13 protein-coding genes and 1 pseudogene are annotated in these 14,929 nt (G+C 57.1%); 10 read left to right on the forward strand and 4 right to left on the reverse strand.

Annotated features, from left to right (window positions below):
* Window positions 1-3: 3 nt before the first annotated feature.
* The 9 genes and pseudogenes from Ga0074115_RS03085 to Ga0074115_RS03120 all read left to right on the forward strand — a co-directional run bounded on the left by Ga0074115_RS03085 (window position 4) and on the right by Ga0074115_RS03120 (window position 9,956).
* Window positions 4-1,608: an MFS transporter gene (locus Ga0074115_RS03085; RefSeq protein ID WP_057955031.1), complete on the forward strand. Its 1,605-nt coding sequence runs from the start codon at window positions 4-6 to the stop codon at window positions 1,606-1,608.
* Window positions 1,609-1,747: 139 nt separating this feature from the next.
* Complete coding sequence (locus tag Ga0074115_RS03090) at window positions 1,748-5,509, forward strand: nitrate reductase subunit alpha (RefSeq protein ID WP_057955030.1); 3,762 nt, start codon at window positions 1,748-1,750, stop codon at window positions 5,507-5,509.
* Between the two features lie 77 nt (window positions 5,510-5,586).
* Window positions 5,587-7,140 carry a nitrate reductase subunit beta gene (gene narH / locus Ga0074115_RS03095; protein ID WP_057955029.1) on the forward strand — a complete coding sequence of 518 codons (1,554 nt, stop codon included), beginning with the start codon at window positions 5,587-5,589 and terminating at the stop codon, window positions 7,138-7,140.
* Window positions 7,141-7,155: 15 nt separating this feature from the next.
* On the forward strand, window positions 7,156-7,671 hold the full coding sequence (narJ, locus tag Ga0074115_RS03100; RefSeq protein ID WP_057955028.1) for a nitrate reductase molybdenum cofactor assembly chaperone: 516 nt from the start codon (window positions 7,156-7,158) through the stop codon (window positions 7,669-7,671).
* A gap of 12 nt (window positions 7,672-7,683) precedes the next feature.
* The gene (gene narI, locus Ga0074115_RS03105) at window positions 7,684-8,379 is read left to right on the forward strand and encodes a respiratory nitrate reductase subunit gamma (RefSeq protein WP_005959164.1); all 696 of its coding nucleotides are present in this window, start codon (window positions 7,684-7,686) and stop codon (window positions 8,377-8,379) included.
* 64 nt (window positions 8,380-8,443) lie between these two features.
* Window positions 8,444-8,809: a TusE/DsrC/DsvC family sulfur relay protein gene (locus tag Ga0074115_RS03110; RefSeq protein WP_005959163.1), complete on the forward strand. Its 366-nt coding sequence runs from the start codon at window positions 8,444-8,446 to the stop codon at window positions 8,807-8,809.
* 267 nt (window positions 8,810-9,076) lie between these two features.
* A pseudogene (locus tag Ga0074115_RS17305) lies at window positions 9,077-9,363 on the forward strand (HPP family protein); the annotation flags it as partial.
* Window positions 9,364-9,433: 70 nt separating this feature from the next.
* Window positions 9,434-9,568, forward strand: a complete 135-nt coding sequence (locus Ga0074115_RS17035) for a hypothetical protein (protein WP_269747023.1) — start codon at window positions 9,434-9,436, stop codon at window positions 9,566-9,568.
* 157 nt (window positions 9,569-9,725) lie between these two features.
* Window positions 9,726-9,956, forward strand: a complete 231-nt coding sequence (locus Ga0074115_RS03120; RefSeq protein ID WP_157292625.1) for a hypothetical protein — start codon at window positions 9,726-9,728, stop codon at window positions 9,954-9,956.
* Window positions 9,957-10,007: 51 nt separating this feature from the next.
* Here Ga0074115_RS03120 and Ga0074115_RS03125 read toward each other — a convergent pair whose 3' ends face one another.
* On the reverse strand, window positions 10,008-10,220 hold the full coding sequence (locus Ga0074115_RS03125; protein ID WP_232432876.1) for an acetyltransferase: 213 nt from the start codon (window positions 10,218-10,220) through the stop codon (window positions 10,008-10,010).
* Window positions 10,221-10,280: 60 nt separating this feature from the next.
* On the opposite strand from Ga0074115_RS03125, the gene Ga0074115_RS03130 reads away from it, so the two are divergent.
* On the forward strand, window positions 10,281-10,802 hold the full coding sequence (locus tag Ga0074115_RS03130) for an FKBP-type peptidyl-prolyl cis-trans isomerase (protein WP_057955026.1): 522 nt from the start codon (window positions 10,281-10,283) through the stop codon (window positions 10,800-10,802).
* A 334-nt stretch (window positions 10,803-11,136) separates the two neighbouring features.
* On the opposite strand, the gene Ga0074115_RS03135 is transcribed toward Ga0074115_RS03130, so the two are convergent.
* Genes Ga0074115_RS03135 through Ga0074115_RS03145 form a run of 3 tightly spaced genes read right to left on the reverse strand, consistent with a single transcriptional unit; the run spans window position 11,137 to window position 14,929 of the window.
* Window positions 11,137-12,036, reverse strand: a complete 900-nt coding sequence (locus Ga0074115_RS03135; protein WP_060528195.1) for a CoB--CoM heterodisulfide reductase iron-sulfur subunit B family protein — start codon at window positions 12,034-12,036, stop codon at window positions 11,137-11,139.
* Between the two features lie 16 nt (window positions 12,037-12,052).
* Entirely contained in the window at window positions 12,053-12,664 is a 612-nt protein-coding gene (locus Ga0074115_RS03140) for a 4Fe-4S dicluster domain-containing protein (protein ID WP_005959158.1), read from the reverse strand.
* 12 nt (window positions 12,665-12,676) lie between these two features.
* Complete coding sequence (locus Ga0074115_RS03145; protein ID WP_060528196.1) at window positions 12,677-14,929, reverse strand: FAD-dependent oxidoreductase; 2,253 nt, start codon at window positions 14,927-14,929, stop codon at window positions 12,677-12,679.

A 14,929-nucleotide genomic window follows, 5' to 3' on the forward strand; every position in this document is an offset into this window, starting at 1 on the left:
ATTATGTCTGACATAAAAGAGTGGAACCCGGAGGACTCCCAGTTCTGGGAGTCGAAGGGAAAAAAAATCGCTAATAGAAATCTGTGGATTTCCATACCCAGCCTGCTCAGCGGCTTTGCGGTATGGCTCTACTGGGGCATCATCACGGTACAGATGCTGAACCTGGGCTTTCCTTTTGAAAAGGCGGAGCTGTTTACCCTGGCGGCGATTGCTGGCCTGACGGGCGCCACCCTGCGTATCCCGTCGAGCTTCTTCATCCGCATCGCGGGTGGCAGGAATACCATCTTCTTTACGACGGCGCTGTTGATGATTCCAGCGATCGGTGCTGGCTTTGCGCTGCAGGACAAGGACACGCCGTTATGGGTGTTCCAGATGCTGGCATTCCTTTCCGGCTTCGGTGGCGGTAACTTCGCCTCATCCATGTCCAACATCAGCTTCTTCTTTCCAAAGCGGATGCAGGGCCTGGCGTTGGGTCTGAATGCGGGTCTGGGTAATGCCGGTGTGACCACTATGCAGATCCTGATTCCTCTGGTGATGACCTTCGGTATCTTCGGTGGCGAGCCGATGATTCTGCAGAACACCTCGGGCACCCTGATCGGTAAGATCCCCGCCGGTTCAGAGACCTACATCTTTAATGCCGGTTTTGTCTGGCTGCTGCTGCTGATACCTCTGGCCTTCGCCGGCTGGTTCGGCATGAACAACATTCGCACGGATGAAGTCTCTCCCCATATTGGTTCCCCGCTCGGAGCCATGTCCAAGATCGCTGGTATGTTGATCATCGGCTTCATCACCGCAGCCATCGGTCTCTACATCATCCTGCCCGCCCCCACTGGACTGGGTGCGCCCGGTTGGGCCAAGTGGCCGGTCATCGCCGGTATCCTGTTCGGCACTGTCATGCTGATGAAGATGATCCCCGGTGACATCAAGCCCAATCTTAAGCGTCAGTTTAAGATTTTCGGCAACAAGCACACTTGGGTGATGAGCATCATCTACACCATGACCTTCGGTAGCTTCATCGGTTACTCCGCTGGTTTTGCCCTGGCCATCAAGGTGGTGTTTGGCTATCAGCATGTGATGGTCGATGGTTTGATGACGCATGATCTTGCCAACCCCAATGGCCCGTCGGCACTGATGTACGCCTGGATGGGGCCTTTTATCGGCGCACTGATTCGCCCGATTGGTGGCTGGATCGCCGACAAGATGGGTGGCGCCAGGGTGACCCAGTATGTCTCCATCGTGATGATCGGTTCTGCCCTGGGTGTGGCCTACTATCTGCAGCAGGCTTACCAGTCAGCTACGCCGGAAGAGTTCTTCGTACCCTTTCTGATGCTATTTCTGGTGCTGTTTGCCGCCACCGGCATCGGTAACGGTTCCACCTTCCGCACCATCGCGATGGTGTTCCCCAAGGAGCAGGCAGGCCCGGCGCTGGGTTGGACCTCGGCGGTAGCTGCTTATGGCGCTTTCATCATCCCGAAGGTGTTCGGTGAGCAGATCAAACTGGCTACACCAGAAGTCGCACTCTATGGGTTTGCCGTCTTCTATACGATCTGCCTGATCTTGAACTGGTGGTACTACCTGGGGCCGAAGGCTGAGATCAAGAATCCCTGATCGTTACCAGTAAAAAATCGGGGTGGGTCTGCAATACCCCACAGGGCAGCGTCCTAACTCCCCAGCCTTGGCGGACTCACCCCAACCAAATTGCGGGGCATGCCGATGAAACAGAATCGGCGCCCCTAAGGAGAGCGTTATGAGCCACTTTCTCGATAGACTGAAATATTTTAAGAAGGTAGAGAGCACCTACTCTGGCGGTCACGGCATCGTGACCAGTGAAGACCGCCAGTGGGAAGACACCTACCGCAACCGCTGGCGCCATGACAAGGTCGTGCGTTCCACCCACGGCGTCAACTGCACCGGTGGTTGCTCCTGGAAGATCTTCGTAAAGAACGGTCTGGTTGCCTATGAGATGCAGCAGACCGACTACCCGCGTACCCGCGATGATATGCCTAACCACGAGCCTCGGGGCTGTCAGCGTGGTGCCTCCTTCTCCTGGTACCTCTATAGCCCGCACCGCATCAAGTACCCCTTGGTGCGCGGCCGCCTGGTGGAGCTGTATCGTAAAGAGAAAGCGGCAGGCAAGAATCCTGTCGCTGCCTGGGAAGCGATTCAGAGCGATCCCGCCAAGCGCAAGAGTTACACCGCAGTACGCGGTCTGGGCGGTTTTGTCCGTGCCGATTGGGAGGAGATGACTGAGATCATCGCCGCCGCCAACATCTACACCATCAAGAAGTGGGGACCAGACCGGATCTACGGCTTCTCGCCGATCCCCGCGATGTCGATGATTTCATATGCTGCCGGCTCGCGTTACCTCTCGCTGATCGGTGGCGCTTGTGGCTCATTCTACGACTGGTACTGTGACCTGCCGGCAGCCTCTCCTCAGGTGTGGGGTGAGCAGACCGACGTGCCGGAAGCGGCCGACTGGTACAACTCCAAATATCTGATCGTCTGTGGCGCCAACCTGCCGATGACCCGTACACCCGATGCTCACTTTGCCATCGAGTCGCGTTACAACGGCACCAAGGTGGTCTCCATGGCGCCGGACTACGCGGAGTATGTGAAGTTTGCTGACCTGTGGATGCCGGTCAAGCAGGGCACCGACTCCGCCGCCTTCATGGCGATGGGGCATGTGGCACTCAAAGAGTTCCATATCAACAAGCAGGATCCCTACTTCACCGAATACGTGCGGAAATACACCGATCTGCCGATGCAGTTGATGCTGCGCAAGGACGGTGACCATTATGTCTCTGACCGTTTTTTGCGTGCTTCTGACTTCGACAAGAACTTGGGCGAGACCAATAATCCTGAGTGGAAGACGGTGGTCTTCGACACCAAGAGTAACGCCTTTGTGGTGCCCAACGGATCCGTCGGTTTTCGCTGGGGAGAAGAGGGTAAGTGGAATCTTCTGGAGAAATGCGGCGCTGATCAGGCCGAGACCGAGGCCGAGCTCTCCTGTATCAACAGCAAGGACACGATTGTTGAGGTTGCCTTTCCTCACTTCACGCCGGGCGAAGACGAGATGCTGCTGCGCAACATCCCGGTGCGCAAGCTGAAGTTGGCCTCTGGTGAAGAGGCTCTGGTCTGCTCTGTGTTTGATCTGCAGGTAGCCCAGTATGGTATCGACCGCGGCCTGGGCGACAATCTGGCGACCGGCTACGATGATGAGAGTGTGCCTTACACCCCGGCATGGGCCGAGAAGATTACTGGTGTGAAGCGTGCCGACCTGGAACGTACGGGTCGTGAGTTTGCACAAAACGCCTCTGAGACCCAGGGTAAATCCATGGTCATCATGGGTGCTGCCATCAACCACTGGTATCACAACGACATGGGTTACCGCAGCATCATGAACCTGCTGCACATCTGTGGTTGTGTCGGTCAATCTGGCGGTGGCTGGGCTCACTATGTGGGGCAGGAGAAGCTGCGTCCCCAGGCGGGCTGGGCGCCCATCGCCTTTGCGCTTGACTGGAATCGCCCACCGCGCCACATGAACAGCACCACCTACTGGTATTTTCATACCGATCAGTGGCGCTATGAGAAGGTGCAGGCCGACGATATTCTGGGTTCTACCGCCCAGGCCAAGTATCGTGGCTATCAGCTGGCCGACTACAATGTGGTCTCCCAGCGTCTGGGGTGGCTGCCTTCCGCGCCTCATTTCAACAAGAACCCGCTCGATATCGTCAAGGCGGCCGAGGCCGCGGGTGCGACCGATGAGGCGGGTGTGGCTAGCTATCTGACCGAGCAGCTGAAGAGCGGTGAGACTGCCTTTGCCTGTGAGGACATCGATGCGGAAGAGAACTTTCCCCGCAACCTCTTTGTCTGGCGTGCCAATCTGCTGGGTTGTTCCGCTAAGGGGCATGAGTACTTCCTCAAACACTTGGTTGGTGCTCAGAACGGCGTCATGCAAGAGGGTGTCGAGGGTCAGAACTCCAAAGAGATCAAGTGGCGTGAGAAGTCCCCGGTGGGCAAGCTGGATCTGATGGTTGATATCAACTTCCGTCTTAACTCCACTGGCGCCTATTCGGACATCATCCTGCCGACCGCAACCTGGTACGAAAAGGCCGACCTCAACACCACTGACATGCACCCCTTTGTGCATCCGCTGGGCAAGGCGGTCGATCCCGCCTTCGAATCCAAGTCCGACTGGCAGATCTTCCAGACCATCGCCAAGAAGTTCTCCGAGTTGGCTGAAGAGCATCTGGGTACCGTCAAGGACGTGGTCTCCCTGCCCATGCAGCACGATTCCCCGATGGCGCTGGCACAGCCCTTTGGTGAAGTGAAGGATTGGAAAAAAGGTGAATGCGACCTGATTCCTGGCAAGACCGCACCGCTGTTCAAGGTGGTGGAGCGTGACTACCCCAACACCTATAAGAAGTTCACCTCGGTCGGACCTCTGATGAATAAGTTGGGCAACAATATCAAGGGTATTGATTGGAATACCGACCTGGAGATCGAGCAGCTATGCTCACTCAACGGTGTCATCCATGATGAAGGTGTTTCCAAGGGCCGGCCGTCGCTGGTAGATGACGTCGCGGTGTGCGATACCGTCTTGCATATGGCGCCAGAGACCAATGGCGAGGTTGCACACAAATCCTGGTCGGCACTCTCCAAGAAGACGGGTATTGATCATAGCCACCTCTACGCGGGGCGGCATGAGGAGAAGATCCGTTACCACGATATCGTCGCTCAGCCGCGCAAGATTATCACCGCGCCGACCTGGTCGGGTATCGAATCGGAAGAGGTGAGCTACAACGCCTGCTACACCAACATCCATGAGCATATCCCTTTCCGTACTCTGACCGGTCGTGCCTCCTTCTACCTGGATCACGAGTGGATGCGTGACTTCGGTGAGGGTCTGTGCTGCTACCGTCCGCCTCAGGATCTGGGTGCACACAAAAACCTGCCAAAGGAGCTGGCCAGCAAGCTGAAGGGTAAGAAGACCCTGACCCTGAACTGGATCACCCCGCACTCCAAGTGGGGTATTCACTCCTCCTATCAGGACAACCTGCGCATGCTGACCCTGTTCCGTGGTGGTCCCTACTTCTGGCTGAATGAGAACGAAGCCAAGAGTATCGGCATCAAGGACAACGATTGGGTCGAGGCGGTCAATGCCAACGGCGCGACGGTGGCCCGGGTGGTGGTTAGTCAGCGCGTGCCCGAGGGCATGGCCATCATGTATCACGCTCAAGAGAAGAACGTTAACGTGCCGGGTTCCAATACCACCGGTAAGCGTGGCGGCATCCTCAACAGCGTGACCAAAGTGGTGATGAAACCCACCAACATGATCGGTGGTTACGCCCAGCTCTCTTACTCCTTCAACTACTACGGTACGGTGGGAAGTCAGCGTGATGAGAACGTCATCGTTCACAAGATCGAAGACGCCGACGTGAATTGGTTGGAAGGCGATCTGACGCCGGAGCGCGAAGCTCAACTCAATCCCCCGGGGATTAATAACTGAGTCAGTTGATCGTATTGATGCAGGGTGGAATCGATCCCACCCTGCATCCCGGTGGAAAGAATTTTGAGGAATAGAAGATGAAGATACGTGCGCAAATTGCCATGGTCCTGAACCTGGACAAGTGCATCGGCTGCCACACTTGTTCGGTGACCTGCAAAAACATCTGGACCAACCGAAAGGGTGTGGAGTACGCCTGGTTCAATAATGTAGAGAGTAAACCCGGCATTGGTTTTCCTAAGAACTGGGAAGATCAGGAGAAATGGAAAGGCGGCTGGGTTAAGAAAAACGGCAAGCTGGAGCTTAAGGCCGGTGGTCGTATCAGCAAGCTGCTGAACATCTTTGCGAACCCCGACATGCCTGAGATCGACGACTACTACGAGCCGTTCGATTACGATTACGCGAAATTGCAGAATAAGCCTCTGTCTGAGGCGGCACCCACTGCACGCCCGCTCTCCCAGATCACCGGTGAGCGGATGGAGAAAATCCATTGGGGGCCTAACTGGGAAGATGATCTGGCCGGCGCCTTCGAAGATCGTTCAAAGGACAAGAACTTTGAGGGCATCCAGAAGCAGATGTACAAGGAGTTTGAAAAAACTTTCCACATGTACCTGCCGCGTCTGTGCAACCATTGCCTGAATCCGGCGTGTGTCGCCAGTTGTCCCTCTGGCGCCATCTACAAGCGTGACGAGGACGGCGCAGTACTGATCGATCAGGATCGCTGTCGAGGCTGGCGCATGTGCGTCAGTGCCTGTCCCTATAAGAAGATCTATTTCAACTGGGAGTCTGGCAAGTCGGAGAAGTGCATCCTCTGCTATCCGCGCATCGAGTCTGGCATGCCTACCGCCTGCGCCGAGTCCTGTGTTGGCCGCATCCGTTATATGGGCGTGGTGCTCTACGATGCTGACAAGATCAGCGATGCTGCGGGCACTGACAATGAGAAGAACCTGTATCAGTCGCAGCTCGACATGTTCCTCGACCCCAACGATCCGGCCGTCATTAGGCAGGCGCTGGAAGATGGCATTCCGCAACAGTGGTTGGATGCGGCTAAAGACTCTCCAGTCTACAAGATGGCCATGGAGTGGAAGATTGCCTTTCCGATCCATCCTGAGTTCCGCACCCTGCCGATGATGTGGTACGTGCCGCCGTTGTCGCCGGTGCAGAGCCAGATCGATCAGGGCAACCTGCCTACCGAAACGGATGGGGTGATTCCGAAGTCCGAGGCGCTGCGTTTCCCCGTACGCTATCTGGCCAACCTGCTGACCGCTGGTGACGAAGCACCGATCCTCAGTGCCCTCAACAGAATGCTGGCGATGCGCAGCAATCAGCGCTCCAAGTCGATTGAAGGCAAGCCGAATGTCGCGGCACTGGAATCTGTCGGGTTGACTGAACTGCAGGCCGAGGAGATGTACCAGATGCTCGGTATCGCTAACTACGAGGATCGCTTCGTTATTCCGACCGCCCATGAGGAGATGGTGCAGGAAGATCCCTATGCCTTCCAAGGACAGAACGGATTTGGGCCTGGCAATACCAGTTCACACGGTAGCGAGGCCGGTCAGGGCTTTACCCTGTTCCCGAGTCCGCGTAAACGCACCCATACCCCGCAGGGCATTCAGCCCCGCAAGAAGGGCTAACCGGGAGAGTTCACCATGCGTATATATAACATTATGGCTCGTCTGCTGGATTACCCGACCGAGGAGTTGATGGAGAATCTGCCAGCCATCATAACGATACTGAAAGAGGATCCCGACGTGGGTGCGCAGGAGCGCGAAGATCTGATGCAGCTGATCTCATGGATGCAACTGCACGACCTGATCGGTATGCAGGCTGATTACGTACAGACCTTCGATATGACCCCGGAGCACGATCTGCACCTGACCCATCACCTGTTTGGTGACGATCGGGGACGCGGTCCGGCGCTGATCGACCTTTCGGAACACTTCAAGAGTGCAGGGCTGGAGGTAGAGGAGGGTGAGATCCCGGACTATCTGCCGCTGATTCTGGAGTATGTGTCGACGCTGGATGAGATGCAGGCAAGGGTCTTTCTGGGGGATGCCGCAAAGGTGATTACCGTACTGGCAGAGAACTTGGAGAAGGCGGAGAGCCCCTATTCACGACTGCTGCGGATTGTGGAAGGCCGTGGTCATCTAGCCAAAGCAGCCTGAGGAGATAGACAAATGAACTTACATGACTTGGTTTTTGGGGCTTACCCCTATCTGGCTGGCGCCATCTTTCTGCTTGGCAGCTGGATCCGTTTTGATCGTGAACAGTACACTTGGAAGGCGGACTCCAGCCAATTGCTCAGCAACAAGAATATGCGGCTGGCGAGTAACCTGTTCCACGTCGGCATACTGGGCATCTTTTTTGGTCACGCGGGAGGCATGTTGTTACCGCACAGCTGGTTCCTGGCGATGGGTATCTCCGATGTCGGCCATCAGTATATCGCTATCTATGCCGGTGGCATTTTCGGCATTATGTGCCTGATCGGCGCCGCGATGCTGTTGTATCGGCGTGTTACCAACCCCCGGGTTAAGGCGGTAAGCCGTAATCGCGATACCTTTGTCATCGGCTGGCTGCTGGCCACCGTGACTCTGGGGCTGAGCACCCTGCTGGTCTCCACAGGTCACGCTGCCCACGGTGATGTTTCAGAGATGATTGCTCTGACCGAATACGTCAAGAGCATCGCCACCCTGAGTGTGGACCCGAGCCTGATCAAGGATGTGTCGCCGATATTCAAGACCCACATGTTCTTCGGTATGACGGTATTCCTGGTCTTCCCATTTACCCGCTTGGTTCACGTCTGGAGCGTGCCGGTGACCTATCTCGGTCGTGCCTACCAGATCGTCCGCGTCAAGCGGGTGCGGATGAACTAACAGAAAGTAGATGTTGTATCGAGCGGGAGCGATTGCTCCCGCTCAGTTTCACGAGGCGTTATTCATGAGTACGAACCCTTACGCAACGCGGATCGAATATCTGGATGTCGACGGCAAAAAGGTGGCCACGGACCAGGAGGGTTATATCCAGGATATGGATGAGTGGTCGGAGGGCTTTGTAAAGGCGTTGGCCGAAAAAGAGGGGCTAGAGTTGATTGATGACCACTGGGATGTGATCAACTATATCCGCGACTATTATGAAGAGCACCGAGTTCAGGCTCAGGTGCGCGATATGATCAAACATTTTAGGACGGCGTGGGGTAAGGAGCGCGGCAATAACCGTTATCTCCACGATATCTTTCCCAAAGGCGGGCCGCAGAAGCAGGGTAACCGCCTGGCGGGTATTCGCAAGACCAAGGGTGAGCACTGAGCTAATCACTATGTAGGAACAGGGGTATCCGGCGGTAAAGGCATCTTCTCCGCCTCCTGATCTTGCTATGGCCGAGAAAGAGCGGCTGACTCCGGGGATCAATACCCGAATATGTTGTTGAACGAAAGTGGAGGCGTGGAGAAGGTCAGGGTGGAGTGCGCCGGAGGTTGTTGATATCGGCCTAGCTGATATATAACACGAACCATGCTTAAAAAAATCATAGGTCTAAAGCGGGATATGACCGAAAAGGAGTTCGTGATTTCGGTCATGGGCGCCTTTGTCGGTACCCTGATTGCCTCGTTCTTCAGCAACATGATACTGCAGGCGGAGGCGATGCCGCTCATCCTGGCGTCTACCGGCGCCTCGGCGGTGCTTATCTTTTCCCTGCCCTTCAGTCCTGTATCCGGCCATGGAATCTGGTGGGTGGCCATTTGGTCTCCGCATTTGCAGGCGTCTCCTGTTATTTGCTGGTGCCCAATGAGCTGCTCGCGGCATCCATTTCCATTCCCAGTGCGATGCTGCTGATGCACCTTTTGCGATGTATGCATCCACCTGGCGGCGCCACGGCGATTACTGCGGTGGTGGGGGGGGGCCAATGTTCATGCCTTGGGATACGCGTTTATCGTGATCCCCGTTTTCATCAACGCCATTATCCTGCTCTCCATCGCGATGGCGATTGCAACCTTTCGCGACGACAATCCATTTGAATCCCGGCTCAAAGGAGAGGGGGATGAAACGCTGGATGTGCTGGAAGAGTGACAGGGAGCGAAAGCTCGCTGGAGAGATCCTTGTTTATTCTTGTCGATGAGACTGCAAAGTAAAATATGGTGTTGTTATGCTCTGGAATCTAATGATGCATGCCCTCATGGGCTGGCTCGGGGCTTACTATTTTCTCTGGTCTCCCGAAGGAATAGGAATGGCTGTGTTGGTTGTCTGTGTGACTCAGGCGGTTGATCAGATCCGGCTAAGAAAAGAGGCGTGGAGCGAGGTCGAGTCGATGCCGATGGCCGAACGCGAGGATGCCGCACAACAGCTGGAGGCCGGCATCAACAAAAAGATGGCGCTGGTGTTTGTGCAGAACGTCGTTTTATATGCGGCGATCGTGCTCCTAGTTGCAGAGATGGCCCGTACCCGCGGTTGGTTGTGATGAATGAAGCGGCCTTGCGTCGCCAATCGAACCGCAGCAACGCGACAGCAGTCAGTCACGCTTGCTCTCATGCAAAACCGCATCGAGGTCGAGCATTTTTATTGCGCTGATAGCCGCCTCCCAGGCACCTTCGTGGCACAGTCCGCTGATGGCGGCATGTTGGTAACCTTCAAGCGCGGCACGTATGCATGCATCCCTGACCGCAGTGGCCATGTGGTGCGTGTCACTCGATTCATGTTGCGTCGTCGTCGTCTTCTTACTCAAGGGGTGTTATCCCTGCGGTTAAACCTAGAACAGTAGTATTTATCCTGACAGGACCCGATCATGCAAGTGACAAAAGATAAAGTCGTAACCATCGAATACACCATGACCGATAAAGAGGGCGCTGTGGTTGATACCACTGACAATGGAGAACCTCTCTCTTTCATTCAGGGCAAAGAGAGCCTGCTTGCTGCGATTGAAGCAGCAATCGAAGGCCGCGATGTGGGGGAGAAGTTATCGATCGTCCTCGAGCCTGAGCAGGCTTACGGACATCGGGATGAAAGTCTGATCAGGAAGGTGCCGAGAAGTCACGTCAATGTCTCGGGAGATCTGGAGGTTGGCCTCAAATTGAGAGGTAGAAACGGTTCTAATGTCACGCCGATTACGGTTGTCGAATTCGACGATGAAACGGTGACGCTGGATGCAAATAATCCGCTCGCTGGTGCCACGCTGGGTGTGAAATTGGTGATCGTGGAGGTGCGCGACGCGATTGATGAGGAGCTGAAGAGCGGCAGGGTCCAGGATATGGAAGCAATCTACGAGAAGGAGCGGGTTGACGGCGTGGTGGTGGAATTCAAGCTATAGAGATCCGTATCTCAGATCATCTATTGTCGCTCGAATAAGGCTCCTAGCCCTGATCCAACAAGGGCGGCACTGTGTCGGCAGCAGCGGTGGATTATGCTGTGCTCAGCAATTGCTCCATGTATTGTTCCCGGCTTCGGCCCGGGTGTTGCCCGAGCTTCCACATCCCTGGGGTCGTGCCCCCTGCAGCTGACACCCAGCGTGGAGGGAATGTAGAAAGATCGCAGGCGCTATCTCTGCCAGGCAGCTGTAGCCCGACCTGTGGGATTGGGGGCAAAAAAAAGCCCGCTTGCGCGGGCTTTCCTTTTGCCCCTGCTGGGGCGAGTCGAAAGCAGCCTTATTTGGCGGCAATCTCCTCGAGCTTCTTGGCCGGAATCACCTGTCCGTTGAGGGCGGCATCCTTGGCGCTGCGCCCAAAGGCGACGCTCATCAGGGTCGAGTAGTAGACCACCGGCATGTTGAACTTACTGCCGTAGGTCTCGTTGATCTGATCCTGATAGATCTCCACGTTGGCCTGACACAGGGGACAGGGGGTGACGATCATGTCGGCGCCGTTATCGTAGGCCGCTTCGATGATGCCGTGGATCATCTCCTGGGACTTCTCCGGCTCGGAGAATGCCAGGGCGCCGCCACAGCACTGCACCTTTTTCTCGAAAGTCGGGATCGACTCAGCACCGACAGCCTCAACGATCTTGTCCAGGTACTGCGGATTCTCGAACGACTCGCCCGCGATACCAAAGGGGCGGTTGGTCTGACAGCCGACATAGCCGGCGATCTTGATACCCTCGAGGGGTTTCTTGACCTTCTCCTTGATGGCATCGAAACCGATATCCTCGACCAGTACCTCCACCATGTGGCGGACCTTGGCTTCGCCCTTGTAACGCAGACCGCCTTCCGCCAAGGCAGTGTTGGCATCCTTGAACATCTGCTCGTCTTCAGAGAGACGCTCTTTGGCCTCGCGAGTGGAGAGCCAGCAGGCTGCGCAGGTGGCGACGATCTCCTGACCGGCATTGTGCTCCTCGGAGAGGGCGATGTTGCGGGCCGAGAGAGTCAGGCGGGGCAGCTCGCCACCACCGCCATAGCCGATGGAAGCGCCACAGCAGTTCCAGTCGGGGATCTCGTTGAGGGTAATATCCAGCTCTTCACACATGGTCTGCGCAGAGACCAGGTAGTTGGATGAGGTTGCTCCTGTCTGTGAGGAACAGCCCGGGTAGAAGGAAAGTTCTATCTTAGCCATTGCGGTTTGTCCTCACTCAGCTGAAGTCCTGGATGTTGCCATCCTCGATTTCCTGGGCCTTCTTGATGATCTTCTGTAGATCTCCAGGGTTCTTAACACCATGCCCACCAAGGATTTCCATGGCGTTCATGCGTTTGGCCTTCATCATGTTCTGTCCCAGCTTCTGATTGGCCATGGCGTTCTTGATGCCCTGGCTGAAGCCGTCCTTGAAGTACATGGAGAGGCCCAGCTTGAGCTCGTTGACACGGCCCTTCTTCATCAGGTTGTCCCAAAAGATCTGGGAGAATTCCTGAGTCGGCTGCTTCTTTGGCACCAAGCCGAGACGTTTAGCATAGGTCGCCAGGCCGTGCATGATGTGGGTGATCGGCAGGCCGCGGGGGCAGCGTGCGATGCAGTTGTAGCAGGAGGTGCACATCCACATCGAGTCAGAGGTCAGCACCTCTTCGCGCTTGCCGGCACGGATCATCATGAAGATCTCCTGCGGCGGATGCTCCCAGTGCTTGCCGAGCGGGCAGGAGCCAGCGCACACGCCACACTGCATGCACATCTTGACCCATTCGCCCTCTTCCACGTTCGCCTCAACCTCTTTGAGGAAGCTGTTGCGATAGTTGTTGATCTGATTGCTCATTGGGAAGACTCCTTAGAACTTGAACGGGCTGAGGCCGATCTTCTCGACGGTCTCTGCCATGTCGTTGATCAGCTGCGGTGCGCGAGTCGTGTCGGTGATGGCGACCTCATGGAGCACGACGCGTTCCGGTTCCAGATTCAGCGTGTCCAGGGTGTCGCCGACCTTGCTCATGCGCTCCGCCGCCATGGCAGAGCCGCGCACGAAGTGGCACTGGTAGTCGTCATCGCGGCGGCAGCCCATCATCACGATGCCGTCATAACCGCTGTTCAGTGCATCGGTCACCCAGGAGAGGCTCACCGACCCGAGGCAACGGACCGGGATGACGCGCGCCCAGGGGTTGATCTCGACACCGTTCTGGGCCGCCTGATCGAGCGCCGGGTAGGCGTCATTCTCACAGGCCAGCACCAGGATGCGTGGCTTCTCGTCCCACTCCTCCGGAATCTCGACGTTCTTGATCTGCTGGTTGACGGTCTCCACCGAGTAGTTCTCGAAGGAGATGACGCGTACCGGGCAGGCGCCCATGCAGGTGCCACAACGACGGCAGCGCGCCTCGTTGTACATCGGGTAGCCCTCTTCGTCCTCGTTGATCGCGCCAAACGGGCACTCAACGGTACAGCGCTTGCACTGGGTGCAGCCCTCCTTGCGGAAGCTGGGGAAGGAGAGGTCGCCAGAGCGGGGGTGAACCGCCTGTCCCAGCGCGGCATGCTCGGCCGCCTGGATCGCCTTCAGTGCGCCGCCGGTGGCATCGTCCTGGGCCTGCTGAATATCCATCGGGCGGCGCACTGGCCCGACTGCGTAGATGCCGGTACGGCGGGTTTCATAAGGAAAGCAGATGAAGTGCGAGTCGGTAAAGCCGTGGCGCAGGTGCGGCAGGTCGGTGCCCTGACGGTACTCCAGGTTGAGGATCGAGGGCGGAGCCACCTCCAGTGCCTGCTTCAGTGTCTCCTTCTCTGCGGAACCTTCCTCGGCCTCCTCGAAGGCGAGCTGGGCATAGGGATCGGGGCCAGAGTTGGGCTCCATGCCGGTGGCCAGGACCACCAGGTCGCACGCCATCTCGGTATCCTCGTTGAGGATCTGGTCATGGAACTTGACGCTCAGGGTGCTGCCGGTAGCCACTTCGGAGGCGATGCCCTTGGAGAAGGTCACCATCGCCTGCTGGCCAGCACGGTAGAAATCCTCACCGCCGGCGCCGGGGGTGCGCAGGTTGTCGTAGAGGATGGTGGTGTCACAGTCGCCGTTCAGCTCCTTGAAGTACATCGCCTGCTTGATCGAGACCAGGTCGGTGACACCGGAGAAGTAGGGCAGGTGGCCCTCCTTATCGGAGCACTGGCCTGCGTTCTGGATGAAGCAGACGCTGCTGACTTCCTTGCCGTCGGAGGGGCGCTTGATCGGGCCGCCGTTGGCGGCAACCGCCAGTGCTTCCAGTTCCAGGCCGGTGACCACATCCTTGCTCTTGCCGTAGCCGAGCTCGGGCAGCTTGTTGGCATCAAAAGGCTTCCAGCCGGAGGCCTGGATGATGGCGCCGAAGGAGACGGTCTCGCTGGAGCCCGACTCAGTGGCGATATCGACCTCGAAGCGGCCGGGGGCGCCGTCAGTCTTGGCCACGCTGCTGTTGAGGTGCACGGTGATCATGTCGTTGCCTTCGATGGCAGCGACCAGGCCGGGTACCGGGTTCTCTTCCGGTGCATCGTAGGGTGCGCGAGACGGGATGATCTTGTAGTAACTGCCCACCGCGCCGCCCAGGGCGCCGCTCTTTTCGACGATGTGTACCGGATAACCGGCGGCTGCCGCCTCGATGGCTGCAGTCATGCCGGTGATACCACCGCCGACCACCAGCAGGTTCTTGTTCAGCTCTTGCTCGCCGGAGCTGGATGGGATGCCCATCGACTTTAGCTCGGCGCAGGCCATGCGGATGTAGTCGTCCGCCATCTCCTGGGTGGTTTCGCGATTCTCGTCGGTGTCGGGGCGGACCCAGATGACGCCTTCACGCAGGTTGGCGCGGGTGATGGCGATATCCGGAATGTTGAAGGCTTCTACCTTGGCGCGGCGGGAGCAGGCAGCGATCATGACATGGGTGACGCCGTCGTTGGCGATGTCGTCTTTGATCATCTGCACGCCTTCGGCGCCACACAGCAGTTCGTGCTGCTTGCAGGACTGCATCTTGCCGTCGCGGGTGGCTGTCTGCTCCAGGGTGGCGGCGTCCAGGCGTTCGCCCAGGCCGCAACCGGTGCAGACATAACCAGCAAATTTCTTTTCGTCAGCCAC

This window comes from endosymbiont of Ridgeia piscesae, assembly GCF_001443665.1.
Classification (GTDB): Bacteria; Pseudomonadota; Gammaproteobacteria; order Chromatiales; family Chromatiaceae; genus Endoriftia; species Endoriftia persephonae.

Excerpts from the sequence above, each read along its gene's own strand:
- Ga0074115_RS03120 (WP_157292625.1), top strand. The coding sequence starts at position 9,726 with ATGGCTGTGTTGGTTGTCTGTGTGACTCAGGCGGTTGATCAGATCCGG.
- Ga0074115_RS03110 (WP_005959163.1), top strand. The coding sequence starts at position 8,444 with ATGAGTACGAACCCTTACGCAACGCGGATCGAATATCTGGATGTCGAC.
- narH (WP_057955029.1), top strand. The coding sequence starts at position 5,587 with ATGAAGATACGTGCGCAAATTGCCATGGTCCTGAACCTGGACAAGTGC.
- narJ (WP_057955028.1), top strand. The coding sequence starts at position 7,156 with ATGCGTATATATAACATTATGGCTCGTCTGCTGGATTACCCGACCGAG.
- Ga0074115_RS03130 (WP_057955026.1), top strand. The coding sequence starts at position 10,281 with ATGCAAGTGACAAAAGATAAAGTCGTAACCATCGAATACACCATGACC.
- Ga0074115_RS03085 (WP_057955031.1), top strand. The coding sequence starts at position 4 with ATGTCTGACATAAAAGAGTGGAACCCGGAGGACTCCCAGTTCTGGGAG.
- Ga0074115_RS03140 (WP_005959158.1), bottom strand. The coding sequence starts at position 12,664 with ATGAGCAATCAGATCAACAACTATCGCAACAGCTTCCTCAAAGAGGTT.
- Ga0074115_RS03135 (WP_060528195.1), bottom strand. The coding sequence starts at position 12,036 with ATGGCTAAGATAGAACTTTCCTTCTACCCGGGCTGTTCCTCACAGACA.
- Ga0074115_RS03090 (WP_057955030.1), top strand. The coding sequence starts at position 1,748 with ATGAGCCACTTTCTCGATAGACTGAAATATTTTAAGAAGGTAGAGAGC.
- narI (WP_005959164.1), top strand. The coding sequence starts at position 7,684 with ATGAACTTACATGACTTGGTTTTTGGGGCTTACCCCTATCTGGCTGGC.